This window comes from Luteimonas sp. RC10 (assembly GCF_014192745.1).
In the GTDB taxonomy this organism is placed as follows: Bacteria; Pseudomonadota; Gammaproteobacteria; order Xanthomonadales; family Xanthomonadaceae; genus Luteimonas.
Window position 1 is genome coordinate 245,654 of the sequence record NZ_JACHYJ010000005.1, and the last position, 21,523, is coordinate 267,176.

At 69.6% G+C, this 21,523-nt stretch carries 23 protein-coding genes; 9 read left to right on the plus strand and 14 right to left on the minus strand.

What is annotated here, in order from left to right; translation table 11 throughout:
- Positions 1 to 101: 101 nt before the first annotated feature.
- A complete protein-coding gene (locus FHW73_RS10920; protein WP_183426741.1) occupies positions 102 to 581 on the plus strand; it encodes an SET domain-containing protein-lysine N-methyltransferase in 480 nt (159 codons plus the stop codon).
- 30 nt (positions 582 to 611) lie between these two features.
- Here the strand turns inward: FHW73_RS10920 and FHW73_RS10925 are convergent, their stop codons facing one another.
- The 6 genes from FHW73_RS10925 to FHW73_RS10950 form a co-directional block, all read right to left on the minus strand.
- Positions 612 to 1,289 (minus strand): hypothetical protein, encoded by a 678-nt coding sequence (locus FHW73_RS10925; protein WP_183426742.1) that lies wholly within the window; start codon positions 1,287 to 1,289, stop codon positions 612 to 614.
- A complete protein-coding gene (locus FHW73_RS10930) occupies positions 1,279 to 1,836 on the minus strand; it encodes a DUF1439 domain-containing protein (RefSeq protein ID WP_183426743.1) in 558 nt (185 codons plus the stop codon). Before FHW73_RS10930 ends, FHW73_RS10925 begins: the two co-directional genes overlap by 11 nt.
- A gap of 56 nt (positions 1,837 to 1,892) precedes the next feature.
- A complete protein-coding gene (locus FHW73_RS10935; RefSeq protein ID WP_183426744.1) occupies positions 1,893 to 2,342 on the minus strand; it encodes a hypothetical protein in 450 nt (149 codons plus the stop codon).
- A 109-nt stretch (positions 2,343 to 2,451) separates the two neighbouring features.
- Positions 2,452 to 3,054 (minus strand): M23 family metallopeptidase, encoded by a 603-nt coding sequence (locus tag FHW73_RS10940; RefSeq protein ID WP_183426745.1) that lies wholly within the window; start codon positions 3,052 to 3,054, stop codon positions 2,452 to 2,454.
- Positions 3,055 to 3,105: 51 nt separating this feature from the next.
- Positions 3,106 to 3,744, minus strand: coding sequence for a tellurite resistance TerB family protein (locus FHW73_RS10945; RefSeq protein ID WP_183426746.1), 639 nt, complete (start codon positions 3,742 to 3,744; stop codon positions 3,106 to 3,108).
- Positions 3,745 to 3,942: 198 nt separating this feature from the next.
- Positions 3,943 to 4,344, minus strand: coding sequence for an HU family DNA-binding protein (locus FHW73_RS10950; protein WP_183426747.1), 402 nt, complete (start codon positions 4,342 to 4,344; stop codon positions 3,943 to 3,945).
- A 299-nt stretch (positions 4,345 to 4,643) separates the two neighbouring features.
- On the opposite strand from FHW73_RS10950, the gene FHW73_RS10955 reads away from it, so the two are divergent.
- Positions 4,644 to 5,078, plus strand: coding sequence for an OsmC family protein (locus FHW73_RS10955; RefSeq protein ID WP_183426748.1), 435 nt, complete (start codon positions 4,644 to 4,646; stop codon positions 5,076 to 5,078).
- Between the two features lie 78 nt (positions 5,079 to 5,156).
- On the opposite strand, the gene FHW73_RS10960 is transcribed toward FHW73_RS10955, so the two are convergent.
- Positions 5,157 to 6,038: a PhzF family phenazine biosynthesis protein gene (locus tag FHW73_RS10960; RefSeq protein ID WP_183426749.1), complete on the minus strand. Its 882-nt coding sequence runs from the start codon at positions 6,036 to 6,038 to the stop codon at positions 5,157 to 5,159.
- 187 nt (positions 6,039 to 6,225) lie between these two features.
- Here FHW73_RS10960 and FHW73_RS10965 point away from each other — a divergent pair, with 187 nt between their 5' ends.
- The 5 genes from FHW73_RS10965 (at position 6,226) to FHW73_RS10980 (ending at position 12,986) form a co-directional block, all read left to right on the plus strand.
- The gene (locus FHW73_RS10965) at positions 6,226 to 8,829 is read left to right on the plus strand and encodes a bifunctional aspartate kinase/diaminopimelate decarboxylase (RefSeq protein ID WP_183426750.1); all 2,604 of its coding nucleotides are present in this window, start codon (positions 6,226 to 6,228) and stop codon (positions 8,827 to 8,829) included.
- Between the two features lie 94 nt (positions 8,830 to 8,923).
- Positions 8,924 to 9,319, plus strand: coding sequence for a hypothetical protein (locus FHW73_RS10970; RefSeq protein WP_221187518.1), 396 nt, complete (start codon positions 8,924 to 8,926; stop codon positions 9,317 to 9,319).
- Entirely contained in the window at positions 9,316 to 10,689 is a 1,374-nt protein-coding gene (murL, locus tag FHW73_RS17475) for a UDP-N-acetyl-alpha-D-muramoyl-L-alanyl-L-glutamate epimerase (RefSeq protein ID WP_255492924.1), read from the plus strand. Before FHW73_RS10970 ends, murL begins: the two co-directional genes overlap by 4 nt.
- Positions 10,670 to 12,136, plus strand: coding sequence for a UDP-N-acetylmuramoyl-L-alanine--D-glutamate ligase (murD, locus tag FHW73_RS10975; RefSeq protein WP_345776176.1), 1,467 nt, complete (start codon positions 10,670 to 10,672; stop codon positions 12,134 to 12,136). Before murL ends, murD begins: the two co-directional genes overlap by 20 nt.
- A gap of 67 nt (positions 12,137 to 12,203) precedes the next feature.
- A complete protein-coding gene (locus tag FHW73_RS10980; RefSeq protein ID WP_183426753.1) occupies positions 12,204 to 12,986 on the plus strand; it encodes a dienelactone hydrolase family protein in 783 nt (260 codons plus the stop codon).
- Between the two features lie 47 nt (positions 12,987 to 13,033).
- On the opposite strand, the gene FHW73_RS10985 is transcribed toward FHW73_RS10980, so the two are convergent.
- Positions 13,034 to 14,032, minus strand: coding sequence for a polyprenyl synthetase family protein (locus FHW73_RS10985; protein WP_183426754.1), 999 nt, complete (start codon positions 14,030 to 14,032; stop codon positions 13,034 to 13,036).
- A gap of 178 nt (positions 14,033 to 14,210) precedes the next feature.
- Between FHW73_RS10985 and FHW73_RS10990 the strand changes: the two genes are divergently transcribed.
- Positions 14,211 to 14,729: a single-stranded DNA-binding protein gene (locus FHW73_RS10990; protein WP_183426755.1), complete on the plus strand. Its 519-nt coding sequence runs from the start codon at positions 14,211 to 14,213 to the stop codon at positions 14,727 to 14,729.
- A 177-nt stretch (positions 14,730 to 14,906) separates the two neighbouring features.
- On the opposite strand, the gene FHW73_RS10995 is transcribed toward FHW73_RS10990, so the two are convergent.
- The 3 genes from FHW73_RS10995 to FHW73_RS11005 all read right to left on the minus strand — a co-directional run bounded on the left by FHW73_RS10995 (position 14,907) and on the right by FHW73_RS11005 (position 17,374).
- Positions 14,907 to 15,299 carry a diacylglycerol kinase gene (locus FHW73_RS10995; protein ID WP_183426756.1) on the minus strand — a complete coding sequence of 131 codons (393 nt, stop codon included), beginning with the start codon at positions 15,297 to 15,299 and terminating at the stop codon, positions 14,907 to 14,909.
- A gap of 121 nt (positions 15,300 to 15,420) precedes the next feature.
- Positions 15,421 to 16,653 (minus strand): HAMP domain-containing sensor histidine kinase, encoded by a 1,233-nt coding sequence (locus FHW73_RS11000; RefSeq protein ID WP_183426757.1) that lies wholly within the window; start codon positions 16,651 to 16,653, stop codon positions 15,421 to 15,423.
- Positions 16,654 to 16,678: 25 nt separating this feature from the next.
- Entirely contained in the window at positions 16,679 to 17,374 is a 696-nt protein-coding gene (locus tag FHW73_RS11005; protein WP_183426758.1) for a response regulator transcription factor, read from the minus strand.
- 76 nt (positions 17,375 to 17,450) lie between these two features.
- Between FHW73_RS11005 and FHW73_RS11010 the strand changes: the two genes are divergently transcribed.
- The gene (locus FHW73_RS11010) at positions 17,451 to 19,118 is read left to right on the plus strand and encodes a phosphoethanolamine--lipid A transferase (protein ID WP_183426759.1); all 1,668 of its coding nucleotides are present in this window, start codon (positions 17,451 to 17,453) and stop codon (positions 19,116 to 19,118) included.
- Between the two features lie 34 nt (positions 19,119 to 19,152).
- Here the strand turns inward: FHW73_RS11010 and FHW73_RS11015 are convergent, their stop codons facing one another.
- The 3 genes from FHW73_RS11015 to FHW73_RS11025 form a co-directional block, all read right to left on the minus strand.
- Positions 19,153 to 19,443: a DUF6522 family protein gene (locus tag FHW73_RS11015; protein ID WP_345776177.1), complete on the minus strand. Its 291-nt coding sequence runs from the start codon at positions 19,441 to 19,443 to the stop codon at positions 19,153 to 19,155.
- Complete coding sequence (locus tag FHW73_RS11020; RefSeq protein WP_183426760.1) at positions 19,440 to 19,592, minus strand: hypothetical protein; 153 nt, start codon at positions 19,590 to 19,592, stop codon at positions 19,440 to 19,442. The genes FHW73_RS11015 and FHW73_RS11020 overlap by 4 nt, the downstream gene beginning before the upstream one ends.
- Before the next feature lie 151 nt (positions 19,593 to 19,743).
- Complete coding sequence (locus tag FHW73_RS11025; protein WP_183426761.1) at positions 19,744 to 21,471, minus strand: oligopeptide:H+ symporter; 1,728 nt, start codon at positions 21,469 to 21,471, stop codon at positions 19,744 to 19,746.
- Positions 21,472 to 21,523 lie beyond the last annotated feature (52 nt).

Sequence of the window (21,523 nt, forward strand, 5' to 3'; positions counted from 1 at the left end):
CAACGTCCGCGCGTGCCGGCGTTCAGTGCCACGCGCCAGTGGCGGTGGACGAGCGGGTCCGCGACAATGCGGCGCTTGTCCTCATCGCCCCAGAGCGCACGATGCCCAAGAAGAAGACCAGGAAGATCGAGGCCCGCCGTTCGGCGATCCACGGCAATGGCGTGTTCGCCACCGAAGCGATCGCCAAGGGCGAGCGCATCATCCGCTACAAGGGCTTTCTGCGCAGCCACGCGGACGTCGATGCCGAGTACGGCGACCAGGAAGAGGACGGCCATACCTTCCTGTTCACGCTCAACGACGAGTACGTCATCGACGCCAACATCGAGGGCAACGTCGCGCGCTGGATCAACCATTCCTGCGATCCGAACTGCGAGGCGGTGGTCGAGGAAGACGCCAAGGACCGGCGCCACAAGGACAAGGTCTTCATCGAGGCGCTGCGCGATATCGCCCAGGGCGAGGAGCTGACCTACAACTACGGCATCACCCTGGCCGAGCGGCACACGCCCGCGCTCAAGAAGCTGTGGGGCTGCCGCTGCGGCGCGGCGAACTGCACCGGCACCATGCTCCAGCCCAAGCGCTGAGGTCAGCGCACAGCCGTCCGCGCCCGGCGATCAGGGCGCGGCCACCTCGCGCAGGTCCGCAGACGCGATGTGCCAGGCGCGCTGCGCCTGGCTGGCCCCATCGACCACCGCAGCGCGCAGGACGTAACGGCCCTCGTAGCGGCGGATCGAACCGTCCGCCTGCTGGGCGCGCAGCGACACCGGTACCTCGATGTAGCGCGAACCGGCGGCCGCATCGATGGGCCCGGGCGCGCCGATGTCGACCATGACCGTGGATGTCTGCGCAAAGCCGGCGGCGAACTGCTCGGGCGTCTGCCCGCTCGCCCGGCCGCCATCCGACCACAGGGCATAGGCGCTGGCGTAATCGAGCGCGTTGATCGCGGTGTAGTAGCTGCGGATCGCCGCCACCGCCGCCTCCGGGCTCGGCGGCGCGATGTCCGCGGTGGCGTCCGTCGCTGCCGGCAACAGGCCGGTCTCGGGATTGTCCTCGAGTGGAACGGCGGCCAGATCGGCCACCTCGGGCGCCGGGGCCCGGCCGCCCAGTGGCACATCGCCGGGGCCGGGCGCGCCCGGCATGCCGGTCACCGGATCGCCGGTGGCAACGGGTTGCGGCAGGCCAGTGGTGTCCGCACTGCCGTCCGCGGCCTTGCCGCGCTGGGCATCGCGGTCGCCACAGGCTGCCAGCGCCAGTACGGTGCACAGCGCCAACGCGGCGCGGTCAGCGCGCAAGGTGCACCACCACGCGGCCGTCGCCGACTGCGACCTCACCGATGCGCTTGCCGGCCGGCAGCTTCGACAGCAGGTCGTCGTCGAGCCGGTAGATCGGCTCGCTGCGCGCGTACTCGGCCAGCAGGCCGTTGACGATGCCCTGCGCGCCGCCCTTGAGCAGCGCATGGGTGCCGGGCAGATCGAATTGCAGCAACTGCGGATCCTCCAGATGCAGGCCGCGCGTGGCGGCGTCGTAGCGCAGGCCACTGACCAGCGCCAGGTGGCCCAGACGGTCGTCGGCGACGGCGCCGCCCACGCCCAGATCGAAATCCAGTCGCAGCCGCTGCTCGCCTTGCGGGATCGTCAACCGCGGGTTCTGCAGCGTCACCGAGACCAGCCCGCCGACGCGCTCGAAGGTCCTGGGAAAGCGCGTGTCGAGCTGGCGCTGCAACTGCGGCGCGGTGAACGCGACCTGGTCGCCGAGCCAGGCCTGGACCACGCCCAGCGAGGTACAGGCGGTCAGCACGAGCAGCAGCGACAAGACAAAGGGGCGGGCGAGGGCGCGCATGCGACGGTCTCCTGGTGCAGTCCTGCGAACCCTACGTGTCGGGGGTGAATGCCGGGTTAGCGGTGGCCGCGCTCGTCGGGCGCGGGCGCGAGCACGCGGCGATGCGGTTGCAGCCACGCCAGCAGCAGGCCGAGCAACTGCATCGCGATCACATCGAGCACGACCTGGCGCAGCGTCAGACTCAGCGGGAACGGCTGGCCGGCATGGGCGAGCAGATGCCAGGGCACGAACGACACCATTGCCAGCGCCAGCCCGAAGCGGGCGCCATGCCAGCGCTTGCTGCGCACCGGCGGCGGCAGCCAGCGGTAGAGCCAGGTCATCGCAAGGCCAAGCGACAGATACGCCAGCAGGATCCAGCCGACATTGGCGTTGGCATCCTCGCGTGGGCGGAACAGATGGGCGAGCGCCAGGTAGTCGGTGCGCAGCAGCACGCCATGGACCAGGAAACCCAGCAGCAGCGCGCTGGCCGAGAGCGTCAACCCGCAGATCCAGAAACGCTTGTCCATCTCCAACTCCGATGATGCATGCCAGCGCCGCGCGCAGGGTAACCCGGAAGTGCGGCGCAGTGCCGGACCGCGGCGGTGCGCTGCGGCAGCGCACGCCGTCGTTGGCGCTTCAACGCGCGGCGGGCGCGTTGTCGGACGCCGCGGCGGCGCGCAACAGGGGCAGCGGGTCGAACGCGCCGTCGGCCGCGTAGATGCCGTAGTGCAGATGCGGCGGCGTGCCGCGCGCATTGCCGGTGTCGCCGACCGTGCCCAGCATGTCGCCCGGACGGACCACGTCGCCGACCGACAGCAGCTCGGCGAAATCGTCCAGGTGCGCGTAGTAGTGCCGTTGGCGTCCCGGGCCGGCCACCCAGACCTGGCGTCCCCCGAGGCCAGCGTCGCGGATGCCCACGACCAGGCCCTCGGTGGTGCTGCGCACCGGCGTGCCGCGCGGCGCGAAGATGTCCACGCCCTCGTGCTGTCGATCGCGCCCGCGTGGCGCACCGAAGGTGTCGGCAACGCGGCCGGCGGTAACGCCGTCGACCGGCATCGGCAGGGCCTCAGGCGCCGGCGCGGTGGCGATCCGGGCGACGGCACGCGGCTGCGCCATGAAGGGTTGATGCCAGGCCCAGTGGCCGGCGGCGGCCAGTACCGCCAACACCAGCACCGCACGCAAGGTGCGGCGCAACTGCGGCGTGTAGTCGCGGGGGCGGGCGGAGGCAGGCGGCGTCATGGCAGCGACGGTAACCGCGTCGCTGCGAAGGTGGGGTCGGCGTGCTGTGCGTCAACGTCCGGCGGCAGCGCGGACTTCCTTCTCGAGGTTCGCCTTGAGCTCGGGCGCGATGCCCAACTGACGCGCAAGCTCGTCGAGATAGCTGCGTTCCATGAAGCTCGTCTCGTCGGCCACCAGCACGCTGGCCAAGTACATCTCCGAGGCGATCTCCGGCGAAGTCGCGGCACGTGCGATCTCGGCCGGATCCAGCGGCTTTTCCAGTTCGGCGTGCAGCCAGGGCTGGATGTCGGCAGCGGTGTCGATGCGCCGGAACTCGGCCTCGATCACCTCGCGCTCGCGTGCGTCGAGATGGCCGTCCGCCTTGGCGGCGCCGACCAGGGCCTTGAGGATCGCCTGGCTGTGCAGATCGGCCTGCGGTGCGGGCAACCGGTCGACGGTCTGCGGCGCCGGTACGGCCGCGTCCGCCTGCTGTTTCTGATAATCGCCATAGGCGCGGTAGGCCATCATGCCGATCGCGGCCAGGCCGCCGTAGCTGGCGAGCTTGCGGGTCTTGCGATGCTTGCCCAGCAACAGGCCCAGCGCGCCCCCGGCGACTGCGCCCTTGCCGAAGTCCGCATTGAGCAGGCTGCTGCCCGGCTTGCCGCCGCTCTGGGAGGTGAGGAGATGGTTGAGGAACCCCTGGAAACTCATGGCGGCAATCCGACGTGATGGGCGCTCAGGCGCGGGCCGGCGAGCTTGCGATGCCGACCGTTCGCATCGTGTGCACGTTGCGCGACAGGGCGCATGCGCGGTGCCGGTGGTTGGGCGGCAAGGGAATCGCGCGGTCCGGAAACGCGATCGGGACGGCCAAGGCCGTCCCGATCGGGGCAACGCATCGTCCGCCTGGGATCAGGCAGCGGCGTCCTTGAGCTTCTTGAGCGGACGCACCTTGACCTTGACCGAGGCGGGCTTGGCGGCGAACCACTGCTCTTCCTTGGTGAAGGGGTTGATGCCCTTGCGCTTGGGCTTGGCCGGCACGCTGACCGAGGTGATCTTCAGCAGGCCCGGCAGGGTGAACGAGCCGGCGCCCTTCTTGCTGATCGAGCCGTGCACGGCGCCTTCGAGCGCGGAGAACACTGCGCGGACTTCCTTCGCGGCCAGGCCGGTGGCCTCGGCAATGTGCGCGACCAGACCCGACTTGCTCAGCGCTTCCTTGATCGGCTTGGGTGCTGCGGACTTGGCGGCGGTCTTCTTCGGCGCAGCCGCCTTCTTGGCCGGCACTTTCTTGGTGGTGGCCTTCTTCGTTGCCATGGGTCTGTGGTTCCCTCGTCAAATATGGATTGGATGATTCCTGGCCGAGCGAGCCGGCAAGCGAAATGTAGGGCATCCCTGCGCACCCGCCAATAGGAAAACGCAAAAAAACAGCGGTTTTAGGCCGCCCGCGGCGCCGCCGATCGCGGTTGCGCCTGTCTGGCGGCTGTCCGCGTGCGCAAACGCGACCCGTTGGCGCACCCATGGCCACCTGGGACGGCAGCGCGTCGCCCCAAGAACGCCCGCGTCACGTCTGCGCCGATACCCTCGCCGGCTCCTGTCCCGATGGAGAACGCGTCATGGGTATTTCCCGCCACGCCACCGCCCGCTGGAGCGGTGATCTGAAGTCCGGCAAGGGCGCTTTGTCGACGCCGCAGAGCGGCCTGCTGGACGCCGTGCGCTACGGGTTCAACAGCCGATTCGGCGAGGAAAAGGGCACCAATCCCGAAGAGCTCATTGCCGCCGCGCATGCCGGCTGCTTCACGATGGCGCTGTCGGCCAAGCTCACCGAGGCCGGGTTCGCGCCCGAGTCGATCGACACCCGCGCCGATGTCGACCTGTCGATGGATGGCGGCCCGCAACTGAGCGCGATCCGCTTGAAGACGCGCGCCAAGGTGCCGGGCATCGACGCGGCGCAGTTCCGCGAGATCGCCGACGACGCCAAGCAAAATTGTCCGGTCTCCAAGGCGCTGTCGGCGGTGCCGCTGTCGCTGGAGGCCGAACTCGAGGGCTGATGCACCTGCCTCCTGCCGTGCCGCAGCGCGGTGCGGCAGGGGCCTGTCGGCGTGGATGCCAGCAGGCGGATGCTCGGCTCAGCGCCAGTCGATCATGCCGCGCACCACGCTCTGGACCCGGCCGCCCGACCAGACCTCGCCATCGGCGTCGACACGCAGTTCGAGCATCGCGTCGTGGCCGACTTCCCGGCCCTGGCTGACACGGTAGCCACCGTCTTGTCCGGGCAGTGCGTCGCGCGCCGCGAGCCAGGCGGCCAGCGTCGCGTTGGCCGCGCCCGAGGCGGCGTCCTCGAAGCACGCGGTGGCGCCGACGAACGCGCGCACCGCCAGGTCGTAATCGCTGCCGCCTGCGCTGCGCGCGAAGGCGCACACACCCATGCTGCCGGTGGCCTCGGCCAAGGCGGCGATCGCATCCCACTGCGGGGTCGCCGCGCGCAGCGACGCCTCGTCGGCAACCTCGGCCAGCCACCAGCGTCGCCCGCCGTCCATCAGCGCCGGCGGTAGCGCGCCCGGCGGCAGCGACGCCAAGGCGGTACGCAGCCGCGGGTCCTCGCTGCTCGCGACTTCGACGATGCGTGCGCGCGGCGTGCGCACAGCGATCGTCCGGGCCGCGCCCTCGCCGACCACCGCCAGCGGCAGGCATCCGGCGATGCCCTCCTGCGCCAGCACGCCGTCGCACGGATGCGCCAGGCCGGCGTCGAGCACGACGTGCGCGGTGCCGACGCTCGGGTGCCCGGCGAACGGCACTTCGCGGCGGGGCGAGAACATGCGGATGCGGTAGCTGGCCGCCTCGCTCGAGGGGGGGAAGACGAACGTGGTCTCGGGCAGCCGGGTCCAGCGGGCGATGGCCTGCATCGCATCGTCGGTCAGCCCCTCGGCATCGAGCACCACCGCCAGCGGATTGCCGGCACCGGGCCGGTCGGCAAACACGTCCACCTGGACGAAACGTCGGGAAGTCATGCGCAGGGGGCGTCGTGCGGCGCGACAGCTTACCCAACCCGCGCCCGAAATCGGGCGGTTCGATTCCCTCCGCCTGCGCCGGCGCCTAGAATCGGCGTTCCGCCGCGCATGGCCTTGCGTCGGCGACGCGTCCACCGCAGCGTCCGCGCGGTGCTGTCTTCTCCCTTCGTCCGAGACCCCACCTCCGATGTCTTCACCTTTCGACGATCGCTGGATCGTGCTCAAGTTCGGCGGCACTTCGGTGTCGCGCCGCCACCGCTGGGACACCATCGGCCGGCTGGCGAAACGCCGGGCGCAGGAGCACGACGCACGCGTGCTGGTCGTGGTGTCGGCGCTGTCGGGAGTGACCAACGAACTGACCGCGATCGCCGATGGCAACGCGGCCGACGGGACTGTCGATGCGCTGGTCGAGCGCCACCGCGCATTCGTCGCCGAGCTCGGGCTCGATGCCGACGCCGTGCTCGGCGTCCGCCTCGCCGCGCTCCAGGCCCTGGTGCGCGATGCGCGTGCGTCCGAGCGGCCGCTGGACTGGCAGGCCGAGGTGCTGGGGCAGGGCGAACTGCTGTCCTCGACCATCGGCGCGGCGTATCTGGCCGCGCAGGGGCTGGACTTCGGCTGGTGCGATGCGCGCGACTGGCTCGACGCGGTGGCGCTGCCCAACCAGAGCGGCTGGGCCTCGCGGCTGTCGGTGAACTGCCGGCGCGAGCCCGACGGCGACTGGCGCGGGCGGTTCGCCGCGCAGCCGACGCGGATGCTGCTGACCCAGGGGTTCATCGCGCGGCACGGCGATGGCGGCACCGCGATCCTGGGCCGCGGCGGCTCGGATACCTCGGCGGCGTACTTCGGTGCATTGCTGGGCGCGCGCCGCGTGGAAATCTGGACCGACGTGCCGGGCATGTTCAGCGCCAACCCGCGCGACGTGCCCGATGCGCGCCTGCTCGCGCGCCTCGACTACGCCGAGGCGCAGGAGATCGCGACCACCGGCGCCAAGGTGCTGCACCCGCGCTCGATCAAGCCCTGCCGCGACGGCGGCGTGCCGATGGCGATCCTCGACACCGAGCGTCCGGACTTGCCGGGCACTGCGATCGACGGCAGCGCCGAGCCGGTGCCGGGGGTCAAGGCGATCAGCCGGCGCAATGGCATCGTGCTGGTGTCGATGGAAGGCATCGGCATGTGGCAGCAGGTCGGCTTCCTGGCCGACGTGTTCGAGCGCTTCAAGCGTCACGGCCTGTCGGTCGACCTGATCGGCTCGTCGGAAACCAACGTCACCGTGTCGCTCGATCCGAGCGAGAACCTGGTCAGCACCGATGTGCTGGCGCGGCTGAGCGACGATCTGGCCGAGGTCTGCCGGGTCAAGGTCATCGCGCCGTGCGCGGCGATCACCCTGGTCGGGCGCGGCATGCGCTCGCTGCTGCACAAGCTCTCCGATGTCTGGGCGACGATGGGGCGCGAGCGCGTGCACCTGATCTCGCAGTCGTCCAACGACCTCAACCTGACCTTCGTCATCGATGAGGCCGATGCCGATGGCCTGCTGCCGGTGCTGCATGCCGAACTGATCGGCAGCGGCGCGATGCCGGTGCACGACAGCGCGGTGTTCGGCCCGAGCTGGCGCGAGATCGCGCACGGCCGCCGCGAACGCCCGACGCCGTGGTGGCAGCACGCACGCGCGCGTCTGCTCGCGCTGGCGACGCCCGGGGAGCCGCGCTACGTCTACCACCTGCCGACGGTGCGCGAACGGGCGCAGGCGCTGGCGGGCGTCGCCGCTGTGGACCGGCGGTTCTATGCGATCAAGGCCAACTCACATCCGGCGGTGCTGCGCACGCTGGTCGAGGCCGGGTTCGGCCTGGAATGCGTGTCGCGCGGTGAGCTCGAGCATGTGTTCGCGACGTTGCCGGGGCTCGACCCGGCGCGCGTGCTGTTCACGCCGAGCTTCGCGCCGCGCGACGAGTACGCCGCCGCCTTCGCGCTCGGTGTCACGGTGACCTTGGACAACGTCGAGGCGCTGCAGCGCTGGCCGGAGGTGTTCCGCGGTCGCGATCTGTGGCTGCGGCTGGATCTGGGCCGCGGTGATGGCCACCACGCAAAGGTCGTCACCGGCGGCGCGGCCTCGAAGTTCGGGCTGGCGCTGCCGGCCTTCGATGCCTTCGTGCACGCGGCCACCGATCTCGACGTGCGCATCACCGGGCTGCACGCCCATCTGGGCAGCGGCATCGAGACCGTTGCCCACTGGCGCGAGGTCTACGCCGAGTTGGCGGCGTTCGCCGATGCGGTGGGCACGGTCGACACCCTCGATATCGGTGGCGGCTTGCCGATTCCCTACCGCCCCGACGACGCCCCGTTCGACCTCGCGGCCTGGGGGGCGGGCCTGGCCAGCATCAAGGCCGAGTACCCACGCTATCGCCTGGCGATCGAGCCCGGTCGCTTCCTGGTTGCCGAGTCCGGCGTGTTGCTGGCGACGGTGACCCAGGTCGTCGACAAGCTCGGCACGCGTCGCGTCGGGCTCGATGCGGGCATGCACAGCCTGATGCGGCCGGCGATGTACGACGCCTGGCACGGCATCCACAACCTGTCCCGGCTCGACGACGAGCGCCAGGTCGTCTGCGATGTCGTCGGCCCGATCTGTGAATCGAGCGACGTCTTCGGCACCCGACGCCTGCTGCCTGCGGCGACCGCCGAGGGCGACACCGTGCTGCTCGCCGACGCCGGCGCCTACGGCTTCGTCATGGCCAACGACTACAACCTGCGCGGCCTGCCGCTCGAAACGGTGCTGGAGGCGGACGGTGACGCATGACGGCCGGTGCCCCGCTGTCGATGATGGCGGGCGGCACGTCGCTGGGCCGCGACCGGGCATGCCCCCGGTCCTGGAGTATGTGCTGGTCTCGGCGTTGATCGCCTGCCTGCTCGCGGGCAGCGTGTTGTGGATGTTCGGTGTCGACAAGTTCGGTGTGGCAGGGTTTGCCACGTTTGCAGTGTTCGCCGCTGCGGCTGCGGGGTTGGCTGCTGCGTGGGTCCCGCGCTGGCGCTGGTTGCCGATCACGCTCGGCAACGGTCGGGCGGGCGCGTTCTGGACTGCGTTCTTCACCGTGCTGCTCGCGTTCGTGCTGTATCCGCTGTTGCTGCTGGCCACGCGGACCGTGATGTACCGCGATGTCGATGTCGAAATCGCCGTGATCGCCGCCGGTATCGGCGCTGTGTTCGGCGGCGTGCCGGCCCTCTTTTTCGAATACTTCGCTGCCCGGCGCCTGCTGCGCCGCAGTGGCCCGGAACCTTCCAGTCGATGACCACGTTCGATAGATCCGCCATCCGCAGTTTCCGTTTCGTCGACTGCGACCTCGACGCCGCGACCGGCGTGGCGCGCTTGCGCTATGCCTTCGACGATGGCCCGGAGCTGGTCGAGACTGTGACCGTGCCCGGCGCTCCGTTCGCGCTCGAGGGCGCGCGCGCACAGGCCGCGACCCGCGCGCTGCGCCTGCTGCACCTGCTCGCCGGCGTGAGCTACTACAAGGCCGCCGTGCCGCCGCAGATCCGTATCGACGGTTATACGATCGATGCCGCCACCGCGGCCCTGCTCGAGGACGCGTACGTGCATGGGCTGGGCGAATTCGCCTACCGCAACGGGCTCGACCTGCACGGCAAGATCCGCTTCCCGGCCGACGCCGCCACGGACGAGGCTTCCGCACCGGCGCTGGACCTGCGCGCCCATGCGCTGGTCGCGATCGGCGGCGGCAAGGATTCGCTGGTATCGATCGAGGCGCTGCGCGCGCTGGACGTCGCGCAGACCGTGGCGTGGATCGGCGGCTCGCAGCTGATCCGGGTCTGCGCCGAGCGCACCGGTCTGCCGACGCTCAACATCGGCCGCCAACTGGCGCCGCAGTTGTTCGAGTACAACCGCCAGGGCGCCCTCAACGGCCACATCCCGGTCACCGCGATCAATTCGGCGATCCTGGTGCTGGCCGCGGTGCTGCACGGTGTCGACCAGGTGGTGTTCTCCAACGAACGCTCGGCCAGCTACGGCAGCCTGATCCAGGCCGCCGATGGCAGCACGACCAACGAGGTCAACCACCAGTGGTCGAAGGGCTGGGCGTTCGAGCGCGCGTTCGGTGAGCACGTGCAGCGCCACGTCGCCGCCGACCTGCGCTACTACTCGCTGCTGCGGCCGCTGTCGGAACTGGCGGTCGCGCGCCAGTTCGCCAGGACCGACCGCTACGACGCGCACTTCTCCAGCTGCAACCGCAACTTCCACCTGCTCGGCGAGCGGCCGGTCAACCGCTGGTGCGGCATCTGCCCGAAGTGCCATTTCGTGTTCCTCGCGCTGGCCCCGTTCATGCCCAAGCCCAGGCTGGTGTCGATCTTCGGCCGCAATCTGCTCGATGACCCGGCCCAGGTGCCCGGCTTCGACGCGCTGCTCGAGTACCGCGACCACAAGCCGTTCGAGTGTGTCGGCGAGGGCCGCGAGTCGCGTGCGGCGATGGCGGCGCTGGCGCAGCGTCCGGAGTGGCGCGAGGACGCGGTGGTCGCCCGCTTCGCGCGCGAGATCGCGCCGCGGCTCGACGCCGGCGAGCTGGACATCGCGCCGCTGCTGGTGGTCGACGAGGAGCATCGCGTCCCCCCCGCCTTGTGGGAACGCCTGCGTGCGCATCTCGCAGCTTGACGCGCTCGCCGCCCAAGGCGGCCGCATCGCGCTGTGGGGCTGGGGGCGCGAAGGACGGGCCGCGTATGCCGCGCTGCGCGCCGCGCGGGAGGCGGGAGCCGAGATGTCGGCGCCGTCGTCCGGCGAGCGCCGGGCGTGGACCGCGGCGCTGCCGCTGACGGTGTTCTGCACGCCCGCCGAGGCCGACGAAGTGCGCCGACTGGGTGATCCGGCATTGTCGGTCGAGACCGAGGCGAGCGCCGAACGACTGGCGCACTTTGCCGTGGTGATCAAGTCGCCGGGCATCAGCCCGTACCGGCCCGAGGCCGTGGCCGCGGCGGCGCAGGGCACGCGTTTCATCGGCGGCACCGCGCTGTGGTTCGTGCAGCGCGCCGCACCCGGTGAGATCGCGGTCGGCACGGTCTGCGTCACCGGCACCAAGGGCAAGAGCACCACGACCGCGCTGCTCGCCCATCTGCTGCGCAGCGCAGGCCGGCGCACGGCGCTTGCCGGCAACATCGGCCTGCCGTTGCTGGAACTGCAGGGGGCGCAGGCCGATGCCTGGGCGATCGAGCTGTCGAGCTACCAGACCGGCGACGTCGCTGCGAGCGGCGTGCGGCCGGATGTGGCGGTGGTGACCAATATTTTTCCCGAGCACCTGGACTGGCACGGCAGCGAGCAGCGCTATGTCGAGGACAAGCTCGCGCTGGTGACCCGGGCCCGGCCGCGGGTCGCGGTGCTCAACGCCGCCGATCCGCGTCTGGCCGCGCTGACGCTGCCAGGCAGTGAGGTGCGCTGGTTCGGGCGCGCCGATGGCTGGCACCTGCGCGGTGACGTGCTGTATCGCGGTGATGCCAGTGTGCTCGACACCGCCGGCCTGCCGCTGCCCGGGCGCCACAACCGCGGCAACCTGTGTGCGGTGCTGACCGCGATCGAGGCGCTCGGCATCGACGCCGCGCCGCTGGCCGCCGCGGCCGCCGGATTCGTGCCGCTGCCGCACCGGCTGCAGGCGCTGGGCACCCGCGACGGCGTGACCTGGGTCAACGACTCGATCAGCACCACCCCGCACGCCACGCTGGCGGCGCTCGACGTGTTTTCCGGCCGCCGGGTCGCGCTGCTGGTCGGCGGCCACGACCGCGGCCTGGATTGGCAGGCCTTCGCCGATGCGATGCAAGCGCATGCGCCGCACGCGATCGTGACCATGGGCGCCAATGGCCCGCGGATCCACGCCCTGCTGGCGCCGGTCGCGCGTGCGCGCGGTTTCGCACTGGCGCAGGCGGGCGACCTGGCCGCGGCGGTGATGCAGGCGCGCGCGGCGCTCGGCGGCGAGGGCGTGCTGCTGCTCTCGCCCGGCGCGCCGAGCTTCGGCGCCTATCGCGACTACACCGCGCGCGGCCGCCACTTCGCTGAACTCGGCGGCTTCGACCCCGATGCCATCACCGCGATTCCGGGCCTGGGCATCGCCTGAACCCGCACGCCCGGACGTGCGCCGAGCGGAGTAGGCTGGCTCGGTCCCCGTCGCCCGGAGCGGTCCGATGAAACGCCTGTCCCTGCTCGTGTTGTCGCTGGTCTGCGCCACGTCTGCGTTCGCCGCGCCAAAGGCCGACCCGGTCGAGTGGACACTCGACGGCGAGACCTTCGCCGGCGTGCTGGTCTACGACGATGCCGTCCCGGGCCCGCGGCCGGGGTTGGTGATGGTGCCCAACTGGAAGGGCGTCAACGACTCGGCGGTCGAGAAGGCGCGGCAGGCGGCCGGCGATCGCTACGTCGTGCTGGTTGCCGACGTCTACGGCAAGCATGTGCGGCCCACGACCGATGCCGAGGCCGCCCCGGTCGCCAAGGCGCTGCGCGACGACCGGCCGACCCTGCGCGCACGCGCGCGCAAGGCGGTCGAGGTGCTCAAGGCCCAACCCCAGGTCGATGCAGATCGGATCGCCGCGTTCGGTTTCTGCTTCGGCGGCACGACCGTGCTCGAACTCGCCCGCGCCGGCGAGGCGCTCGCCGGCGTCGTCAGCCTGCACGGCGGCCTGTCGACGCCGCTGCCGGCCGCGGCCGATGCGGTGAGGGCGCCGGTGCTGGTGCTCAATGGCGCGGCCGACCGCAGCGTCAGCGCCGACGACATCGCCGGTTTCGAGCGCGAGATGGACGCGGCCGGTGCCGACTGGCAGTTCGTCAACTACAGCGGCGCGGTGCATTGCTTCGCCGAGTCCGATGCCGCGAGCCCGCCTGGCTGCGTCTACCACCCGCGCGCGGCGGCGCGCGCCTGGCGGCAGATGGGGGGCTTCTTTGCGGAGGTGCTGGCGTCGCCGAGCCGCTGAGGCGGGCCTGCGGCGGGGCGTCGACTACGCGCCCTCGGGCAGGGGCGTCAGTACCCGCGTTCGACCGCGTAACGGGCCAGGCCGCGCAGCGCGGCGAGGGCGTCGTTGTCCGGCAGGCCGTCGAGCGCACGTTCGGCGGCGTCGGCGTACTCGACCGCGCGTGCGCGGCTGTAGGCGAGGCTGCCGGCGTCGGCGATCGCGGCAAGCACCTCGGGCAGGGCCGTGGTGTCGCCCTGCTCGACGATCGTGCGCAGCCGCGCGCGGCGCTCGGGCGTGGCCTGGGCCATCGCGTGGATCAGCGGCAATGTCGCCTTGCCTTCGGCAAGATCGTCGCCGAGGTTCTTGCCCAGCGCCATGGCGTCGCCCGAGTAGTCGAGCACGTCGTCGGCGATCTGGAACGCGTAGCCCAACTGCATGCCGTAGTCGTAGAGCGCCTGCTGGGTGGCCGCGTCGGCGCTGGACGCCATCGCGCCCAGGCGGGTGCCGGCGGCGAACAGTACCGCAGTCTTGCGCTCGATCACGCGCAGATACGCAGCCTCGTCGGTGTCGGGGTTGCGCACGTGCAGCAGCTGCAGCACCTCGCCTTCGGCGATGCGGTTGGTGGTGTCGGCGAGCAGGCGCATGACCGCCATGCTGTCGAGCTCGACCATCAGCTGGAAGCTGCGCGAGTACAGGAAGTCGCCGACCAGCACGCTGGCGGCGTTGCCCCAGATCGCGTTGGCCGTGCTGCGGCCGCGGCGCAGGTCGGATTCGTCGACGACATCGTCGTGGAGCAGGGTCGAGGTGTGGATGAACTCGACGATCGCCGCAAGCTGGTGGTGGTCGGCGCGCACCTGCCCGGTGGCCTGGCCGGCCAGCATCACCAGCATCGGCCGCAGCCGCTTGCCGCCCGCCGAGACGATGTGCTCGGCCACCTGGTTGATCAGCAGCACATCCGACGCCAACCGGCGCCGGATCAGCGCATCGACCTGGGCCATGTCCGCGGCGGCGAGCGACTGGATCGCCGGCAGGTCGAGCCTGGCGGCCGGGGCGGCGGCGTTGTTCATGCGGGATCCGGGACGGGCAGACCCGGAATTATAGGAGAGCCCCGACGGCGGCGGGGGCGCTTTCCCGGCCCCACGCCAGGGGGTTGCCGGATCCCGCCCCGGCGACCGGTATAATTCACTGTCCGCGCCCCCTCTTCATTCCCGGACACCCGCGCCGGCGCAATTCCAAGGACTCCTCATGGCCCGTGGCATCAACAAAGTGATCCTGGTCGGCAACCTCGGCAACGATCCCGACACCAAGTACACCCAGGGCGGCATGGCCGTGACCCGTATCAGCCTGGCCACGACCAGCGTGCGCAACGACCGCGACGGCAACAAGCAGGAGCGCACCGAATGGCACCGCGTGGTGTTCTTCGGCAAGCTCGGCGAGATCGCCGGCGAGTACCTGCGCAAGGGTAGCCAGGTCTATGTCGAAGGCGAGATCCGCTACGACAAGTACACCGGTCAGGACGGCGTGGAGAAGTACTCGACCGACATCGTCGCCAACGAGATGCAGATGCTCGGCGGTCGCGGCGAGGGCGGCGGTGGTGGCGGTGGTGGCGGTGGCGGTGGTGGTTACGACCGCGGCAGCCGTCCGCAGCGCGGCCCGGGCAACGACGGTCCGCCGCAGCGCAGCGCCCCCGCGCAGCGCCAGGCCCCCCCGCAGCAGCGTCCGGCCCCGATGGACGACTTCTCCGACGACGACATCCCGTTCTGATCCCGGCGACATCGCGTCGACGACGAACCCCAGCGCGCCCGTGCACGCTGGGGTTTTTGTTTGAAGCGGGTGCTATGCCTCGCAGCGTCGCGATCGCACCGCTGGGAACCGAGCGGTGCCGGCAGTCAGTACCGGTGTCGTGGCCAGGCCTGCAGGACCCGGTGCTTACGTTGTCGCCTAACCCAGCAGGATCGAGGCCCAGACCGTGCCGACCATCAGCAGCGCAACGGACTGGGCGGCGCTGCCCATGTCCTTGGCGCATTTGGATAGCGGATGGCGCTCGAGCGAGATGCGATCGACCACGGCTTCGATCGCCGAGTTGAGCAGTTCGGTCAGCAGGCTGATGAAGCATACCGCCAGCATCAGTGCGCGTGCGAGCGGTCCCACGTCCAGCAGGCAGGCCACGACGATGAGCGTGCCATGCAGGCCCAGCAACTGGCGGAACGCCGCCTCGCTGCGGAAGGCAGCGAGAAAGCCGTCGCGCGAGTAGAGCAAGGTGTGCGCGATCCGGCTCAGGCCGGTCTTGCCGTGTGGGTACTTGCCGGTCTCGGTGGGGCCTGGCGATGGCATCTGCAATGTCCTGCAACGTTGGATCAGGACCAGCGTGGCGCAGGCGCCGTCAGATGTTCGTCAGCCGCGTCGCCGTCTGAGAATCGGTCCGGGCCGCGTGCGCAGGGGACAGGTCGCCCGGTCAGGCATCGGCCCGCATGTCGAGCGTGAACCGGCACCCGTCCTCCGAACTGTCGACCGTCATCCGCCAGTCCAGGTGCTCGACGATGCGCTGCACGATCGACAGGCCCAGGCCTTCGCCGCTCTGCCGTGCGCTCGGCTGGAAGCGCTGGAACTGCTGCGGGTCGATGCTGGGCGGCAGGCCGGGACCGGTGTCGGCGATCACCAGGGTCGCGTCGTGCAGGGCGATGCGCACCTCGCCCTCGTCGGTGTACTGGCAGGCGTTGCGCAGCAGATTCCAGATCACGCTGCAGGCGAGTTCCGGGTTCGTGTGCAGATGGATGTCCTGCGGCGCGTCCAGGACCAGGGCCACCGGCTTGCCCGCCAGCCACGGCCGGCAGCGCGCCATGCATTCCTCGATCAGCGGCCGCAGCGCGACGTCGCTGCGGGTCAGGCTCTGCGGATCGCGCGAGAGCAGCAGCATGCAGGCCAGCTGACGCTGCATCTCCTGGGTGGTGCGCACGATGCGTTCGGCACTTGCGACCAAGCGGCTGTCGGCAGGCAACTGGTGGGCGATCGTTTCCGCGGCGCCCGCGATGATGGCCAGCGGCGTCCGCAGTTCGTGGCTGGCGTCGCCGACGAAGCAGCGTTCGCGCTGCAGGAACTGCTCCGCTTCATCGCTGTGCTGGGCGAATGCGCGGGCGAGGATGCCGATCTCGTCGCGCGCCTCCTGGAACGGAAAGGGCTTGTGCTTGCGCTCCACCGCTTCGGCCAGGCGCGTGATCGGCGCGATGACCCGGGTCGCGGTCGCGCGTCCGATCCAGAAGGCGCACAGGATGCACAGCAGGATGATCAGCAATGCGTAGATGTTGATCGCAAGTTCGAGATACGCGAAGTGCGCATCGGCTTGCTGCAGGTAGTAGCGCTCGCCGTCGCGCTCGAAGACCAGCAGGTGCCAGCCGCCCGGCCTTTCGGCGCCGTGGTAGCCGGGCGGATACCAGTGCAGTGCCTCAGGTACGGTCCGGGCGTCGTAGAGCCGGGTGTCTTCGGGAAGCGTAGGCGCGGCACCTTGCGCAAGGTCGGCCTCCAGCCGGTGCGCCGTGCGGGTCAGGCTGTGGGAGATCACATTCTCCCGCAGTTCGTCGTAATCGAGCTGCTCGGCCAGCACCACGAGCGTCATCGCCGCGACCATCGCAAGCACGAACGACACCGTGATACGGGTCTTGAGCGTCATCTGGCGGAGCGCGGTGCGCATGACCATCACGTCGGGTCGTCCTCGATCAGTCCGGCATCTTGGCCGCAGGCGCAAGCAGGCGCCAGCCCACGCCGTGCACGGTCTCGATCAACGCCGGCTCGAAGCTCTTGTCGATCTGCTGCCGCAGCTCGTGGATATGGGTGCGCAAGGCGCCGCTGTCGGGCGGATCGTCGCCCCAGAGCAGGTACTCCATTTCCTGTTTGCGGACCACGGCGGGGGCGGCGCGCATCAGGCACAGCAGCAACTTGTGCGTGCTGGGGGTCAGTGCGATCGCCTGGGACTGCCGCCAGGCCTGCGGGGCGCGGGTGTCCACCTGCAGGTCTTCCCAGCGCAGCGTGCCTTGCACCTGCCGGCCCTGCGCGCGGCGCACCAGCGCCTTGATGCGTGCATCGAGTTCCTTGAGCGAGAACGGCTTGACCAGGTAATCGTCCGCGCCCAGCGCAAAGCCCTGCACACGGTCGTCGACCGGGTCGCGCGCGGTCAGCATCAGCACCGGTACCGGGTTCTGGAACTCTTCGCGCAGCCTGCGGCACAGCGTCATGCCATCGAGCCGCGGCAGCATCAGATCCAGCAGGATGGCGTCGTAATCGTTCTGGGTGGCCATGTGCAAGCCTGTGGCGCCATCGCGGGCGTCGTCGATGACGTAGCCCAACGGCTCGAAGAAGCCGTACAGGTTGGCCACCAGCTCGGGGTTGTCCTCGATGATGAGCAGTCGGGTCATGGGGCGTGTGCTCTAACAACTTCCTGACGATGGGGTCTCAAGACTGCGCGCACCTTTTTATGGCTGGACCTCGCGCATGTCACCGCCCTCGACGCCCCTGCGGCTCAATCCCGTTCAGCTGACCTGGGTGGCAGCGTTGTTCTTCGCCACCATCGGCAATGTCGTGCTGTGGCGGACCTTGTGGCTGGAGGTCGAGATCGACGGTCTGCGCAGCCTGTCGTTCTTCCTCAGTCTGCCGGTGTTCCTGTTCTGCATCATCAACCTGCTGCTGACACCGGTCGTGGCCCTGCCGTACGTCCGTAAACCCTTGTTGGCCACCCTGGTGGTGATCAGCGCCGGCTGCAGTTACTTCATGCTGCATTATAACGTGCTGATCGACCGCAGCATGGTGCAGAATTTTTTCGAGACCAATCAGGCCGAAATGGCCTCGTACTTTTCACTCCCGCTGCTGCTCACCATTCTCGGGCTCGGGATATTGCCCGCTGTGGTCACGATTTTCCTGCAGACCAAGCCGGTCGGTACGCCGATGCGCACGCTGCTCTGGTGGCTGGGCAATGTGCTGGTGACATCGGTCGTGCTGATTGCGGTGACGATGGCGTTCTACAAGGACTATGCGTCTTTGTTGCGCAATAACGGCCATATTCGCGACCAGTTCTTGCCGTTCAATTTCGTGCGCAATACCAATGGGTATCTCAAGCGCAGGTACAGCGCGACCTCGCAGCCGCTGCGCACGGTCGCCGAGGACGCCACCCGGCCAGTGCCTGTTGCAGGTGCGCGGCCGAAACTGGTGATCGCGGTCGTGGGTGAAACCGCGCGGGCGCAGAATTTCCAGCTCAACGGCTATCCGCGTCCGACCAATCCGGCCTTGTCCAAGCGCTCGGACATCATCAGTTTTTCGGATGTGTGGTCCTGTGGCACCGCCACCGCGATCTCGTTGCCGTGCATGTTCTCGCGCATGACGCGCCCGCAGTACGACGAGGTACGGGCAGCGACGGAAGAAAACCTGCTCGACGTTCTGCAGCGCACCGGGGTCGAGATTCTCTGGCGCAACAACAACAACGGCGGCTGCAAGGGCGTCTGCGTGCGCGTGGCCAACGAAGACATGCCCAAAATGCGGATCGCCGAGCACTGCGTCAACAAGGACGGCACCTGCTACGACGAAGTCCTGCTGCACCAGCTCGATGCCCGGATCGATGCGATGCATGGCGATGCCCTGATCGTGCTGCACCAGCTGGGCAGCCACGGTCCGACGTACTTCGAGCGCTATCCGGCGCAGGCGCGCGCGTTCACGCCCACCTGTGACAGCAACCAGATCCAGAAGTGCAGCAGCGAGGCGCTGACCAACACCTACGACAACACGCTGGTCTACACCGACCGGATGCTCGCCAACACCATCGATCTGTTGCAGCGTTACGCCGACTGGCGCGATGTCGCGATGATCTACCTGTCCGATCACGGTGAATCGCTGGGCGAGCGCGGCATGTATCTGCACGGCACCCCGTACATGATCGCGCCCGACGAGCAGAAGAAAGTGCCGATGCTGATGTGGTTCTCGCCTGCGTTCTCGCAGCACACCGGGCTCGACCTCGCGTGCCTGCGCAGCCATGCCGCCAGCCGCACCTACAGCCACGACAACTTCTATCACGCCATGCTCGGGCTGTTCGATGTGCGCAGCGGCGTGTACGAGCGTGATCTGGATCTGTTCGCTGGCTGCCGTACGCCGTCGGCACGACCCGCCGGCTGACGGGCCGTAGCGAGCGGGGCAGGTGACGCGTCGGTCAGGAGGCCGCGGGGCCGGGCCGCGCGATCGCGTCGCCGGTGGCCTCGAGGACGCATCCCGTCTCGTCGAGCAGCAGCCGCGCGCGGCGGCCGGCGTAGTAGAACGTTGCGCGATACCGGCCGCTATCCTCGCCGATGCCGCGCTCGCACAGCACGTTGACCTTGCCGTCGGCCATCAACTGGCGGAACGCCTCGCCGGCCAGGCCCAGGCGGGCGGCAACCAGCGCGCCATCGACCTCGAGTGCCGGCTGCCGCCTGCGCGGCGCGGCGATCGTGAACGCCTCGCTCACAGCGCGAGGCCGGCCAGCGACTCCGCGTCTAGGGCGCCGAAGTCGCTGGCGGTCTGCGCGAAGCGCTCGATCAGCGCGCCACGCGAACTGTCGTCGTCGACCTGGGGCGCAGGCATGTCATCGCCTGCGAGATCCTGATAGCCGTGCATGGGAAGCCTCCTCGTTCACGGGCATCCTCGCCCGCCCGCGCGTGCCGCGCCTTGATCTGGATCAGACCAGGGCGCCCAGGCGGAGATGCGGGCGTGTGGCGGCGACACGACGCGCGCGCAGCGGGTGCCGCACGGGGGCGAGCAGCGCCTGTCAGCGCACGCCGTGCATCCAGCGCCGCACCAGCGGTGCGAGCACGAAGTAGGCCACGCCCGAGCCGACGCCGATCCACAGCATGATCTGGAACAGTTCGCCGTACTTGGCCGCGGCCACGGCCATGTCGATCGCCTCGCCCTCGGCGACCTCGAGCGCGGTGAGCTTGCCGAACTGCGCGGCCAGCACCTCCGAGTACGCGGTCGCCAGCCAGAAGGCGCCCATCATCAGGCCGACCACGCGTGCGACCGACAGCTGGGTGACCGCCGACAGCCCGATCGGCGACAGGCACATCTCGCCGATCTCCAGCAGGAAGTACGCCAGCACCAGCCACCACACGCTTGCCAGGACGCCGTTGCCGGCCGCCTGCGCGGCCAGCAGCAGCGGCACGAACGCCAGGCCCGCGAACACCAGGCCGATCGCCATCTTCGTCGGCTTGCTGGGGTTCAGGCCGCGACGGTCCAGCCAGGGCCACAGCCAGGAGAACACGGGAGCGAGCACGACGATGAAGAACGCGCCCAGGAAGGTCAGTGAGCCGGCCGTCTGCGGCACCAGCACGACGTCGTGCACCAGGGCCACCGCGAGGGCCACGACCATCGCGACCGCCGCCGCACGCGCGGTGCCGGTGCGGCCGCGGTCGCTGGCGCGCAGCGCGAGCACCATCAGCAGCGGGCTTGCGCCCAGTGCGAACATCGCCCACGGCACGCCTGGCGTATAGCCGCCCGGTGTCAGGCCGAAGAGGTCCTTGGTCAGCATCCGGTCGGTGAACGTGACCCATGAGCCGTAGGTCTGCTCGTAGAGCGTGAAGAAGATCAGCACGCCGAAGATCAGCAACACCAGCGCCAGCATCTGCTCGCGCTCGACCCGGCTGCAGTGCCGGATCAGGAACCAGACGAACCAGATCACCAGCGCGGCGGCGATCAGATGCATCGCGCCGTGAACCGTCCACGTGCGCTGGATCAGCTGCCACACGACCAGCGCGCCGCCGACACTGCCGGCGTAGATCCACCATTCGCGACTCAGCGGTCCGAGCTTCTCGGTCAGCTTCGCCGGGTCGTTGGGCTCGGCGTGACCCCCGAGATACTTCTGCCCCCACAGAAACACGATCAGGCCGGCGACCATGCCGATGCCCGCGGCACCGAAGCCATACTTCCAGCCATAGGTCTCGCCGAGGAACGCGCAGACCAGGCTGGCGAACAGCGCACCGACGTTGATGCCGGCATAGAACAGCGTGAAGCCCGAATCGCGGCGCGGGTCCTCGGGGGCGTAGAGCTTGCCGACGATCGTGGAAATGTTGGGCTTGAGAAACCCCACGCCCATGATGATCAGCGCAAGCGACAGGTAGAACACCTGCAGCGCGGTCTCGTCGCGCACGACCGTGCCGTCGACGATGCGCGCCTGTTCGCCTTCGAAGGCCATGCCCAGGTGGCCGAGCACCAGCAGCACGCCGCCCAGCACCACCGCCTTGCGCATGCCCAGGTAGCGGTCGGCGAGCAGGCCGCCGAGCACCGGCATCGCATAGACCAGGCCGCCGTAGGCGCCGAGCAGGTCGAAGCCGGCATCGTCGCCGAACAGGTGGTACTTGAGGATGTACAGCAGCAACAACGCCTTCATACCGTAGAAGGAGAAGCGTTCCCACATCTCGGTGAAGAAACAGACGAAAACGCCCTTGGGGTGGCCGAGGAAGTCGTCGGTACCGCGCAGGGCGGGGCTTGGGGCTGCGGCCATGGGCGCGTCGTCATGGAAATGGCGGAAGTCGCGAGTATAGGCGGCATCCGCG

Excerpts from the sequence above, each read along its gene's own strand:
- FHW73_RS10920 (WP_183426741.1), top strand. The coding sequence starts at position 102 with ATGCCCAAGAAGAAGACCAGGAAGATCGAGGCCCGCCGTTCGGCGATC.
- FHW73_RS10930 (WP_183426743.1), bottom strand. The coding sequence starts at position 1,836 with ATGCGCGCCCTCGCCCGCCCCTTTGTCTTGTCGCTGCTGCTCGTGCTG.
- FHW73_RS10935 (WP_183426744.1), bottom strand. The coding sequence starts at position 2,342 with ATGGACAAGCGTTTCTGGATCTGCGGGTTGACGCTCTCGGCCAGCGCG.
- FHW73_RS10940 (WP_183426745.1), bottom strand. The coding sequence starts at position 3,054 with ATGACGCCGCCTGCCTCCGCCCGCCCCCGCGACTACACGCCGCAGTTG.
- FHW73_RS10945 (WP_183426746.1), bottom strand. The coding sequence starts at position 3,744 with ATGAGTTTCCAGGGGTTCCTCAACCATCTCCTCACCTCCCAGAGCGGC.
- FHW73_RS10950 (WP_183426747.1), bottom strand. The coding sequence starts at position 4,344 with ATGGCAACGAAGAAGGCCACCACCAAGAAAGTGCCGGCCAAGAAGGCG.
- FHW73_RS10955 (WP_183426748.1), top strand. The coding sequence starts at position 4,644 with ATGGGTATTTCCCGCCACGCCACCGCCCGCTGGAGCGGTGATCTGAAG.
- FHW73_RS10960 (WP_183426749.1), bottom strand. The coding sequence starts at position 6,038 with ATGACTTCCCGACGTTTCGTCCAGGTGGACGTGTTTGCCGACCGGCCC.
- FHW73_RS10965 (WP_183426750.1), top strand. The coding sequence starts at position 6,226 with ATGTCTTCACCTTTCGACGATCGCTGGATCGTGCTCAAGTTCGGCGGC.
- murL (WP_255492924.1), top strand. The coding sequence starts at position 9,316 with ATGACCACGTTCGATAGATCCGCCATCCGCAGTTTCCGTTTCGTCGAC.
- FHW73_RS10980 (WP_183426753.1), top strand. The coding sequence starts at position 12,204 with ATGAAACGCCTGTCCCTGCTCGTGTTGTCGCTGGTCTGCGCCACGTCT.
- FHW73_RS10985 (WP_183426754.1), bottom strand. The coding sequence starts at position 14,032 with ATGAACAACGCCGCCGCCCCGGCCGCCAGGCTCGACCTGCCGGCGATC.
- FHW73_RS10990 (WP_183426755.1), top strand. The coding sequence starts at position 14,211 with ATGGCCCGTGGCATCAACAAAGTGATCCTGGTCGGCAACCTCGGCAAC.
- FHW73_RS10995 (WP_183426756.1), bottom strand. The coding sequence starts at position 15,299 with ATGCCATCGCCAGGCCCCACCGAGACCGGCAAGTACCCACACGGCAAG.
- FHW73_RS11000 (WP_183426757.1), bottom strand. The coding sequence starts at position 16,653 with ATGCGCACCGCGCTCCGCCAGATGACGCTCAAGACCCGTATCACGGTG.
- FHW73_RS11005 (WP_183426758.1), bottom strand. The coding sequence starts at position 17,374 with ATGACCCGACTGCTCATCATCGAGGACAACCCCGAGCTGGTGGCCAAC.
- FHW73_RS11010 (WP_183426759.1), top strand. The coding sequence starts at position 17,451 with ATGTCACCGCCCTCGACGCCCCTGCGGCTCAATCCCGTTCAGCTGACC.
- FHW73_RS11020 (WP_183426760.1), bottom strand. The coding sequence starts at position 19,592 with ATGCACGGCTATCAGGATCTCGCAGGCGATGACATGCCTGCGCCCCAG.
- FHW73_RS11025 (WP_183426761.1), bottom strand. The coding sequence starts at position 21,471 with ATGGCCGCAGCCCCAAGCCCCGCCCTGCGCGGTACCGACGACTTCCTC.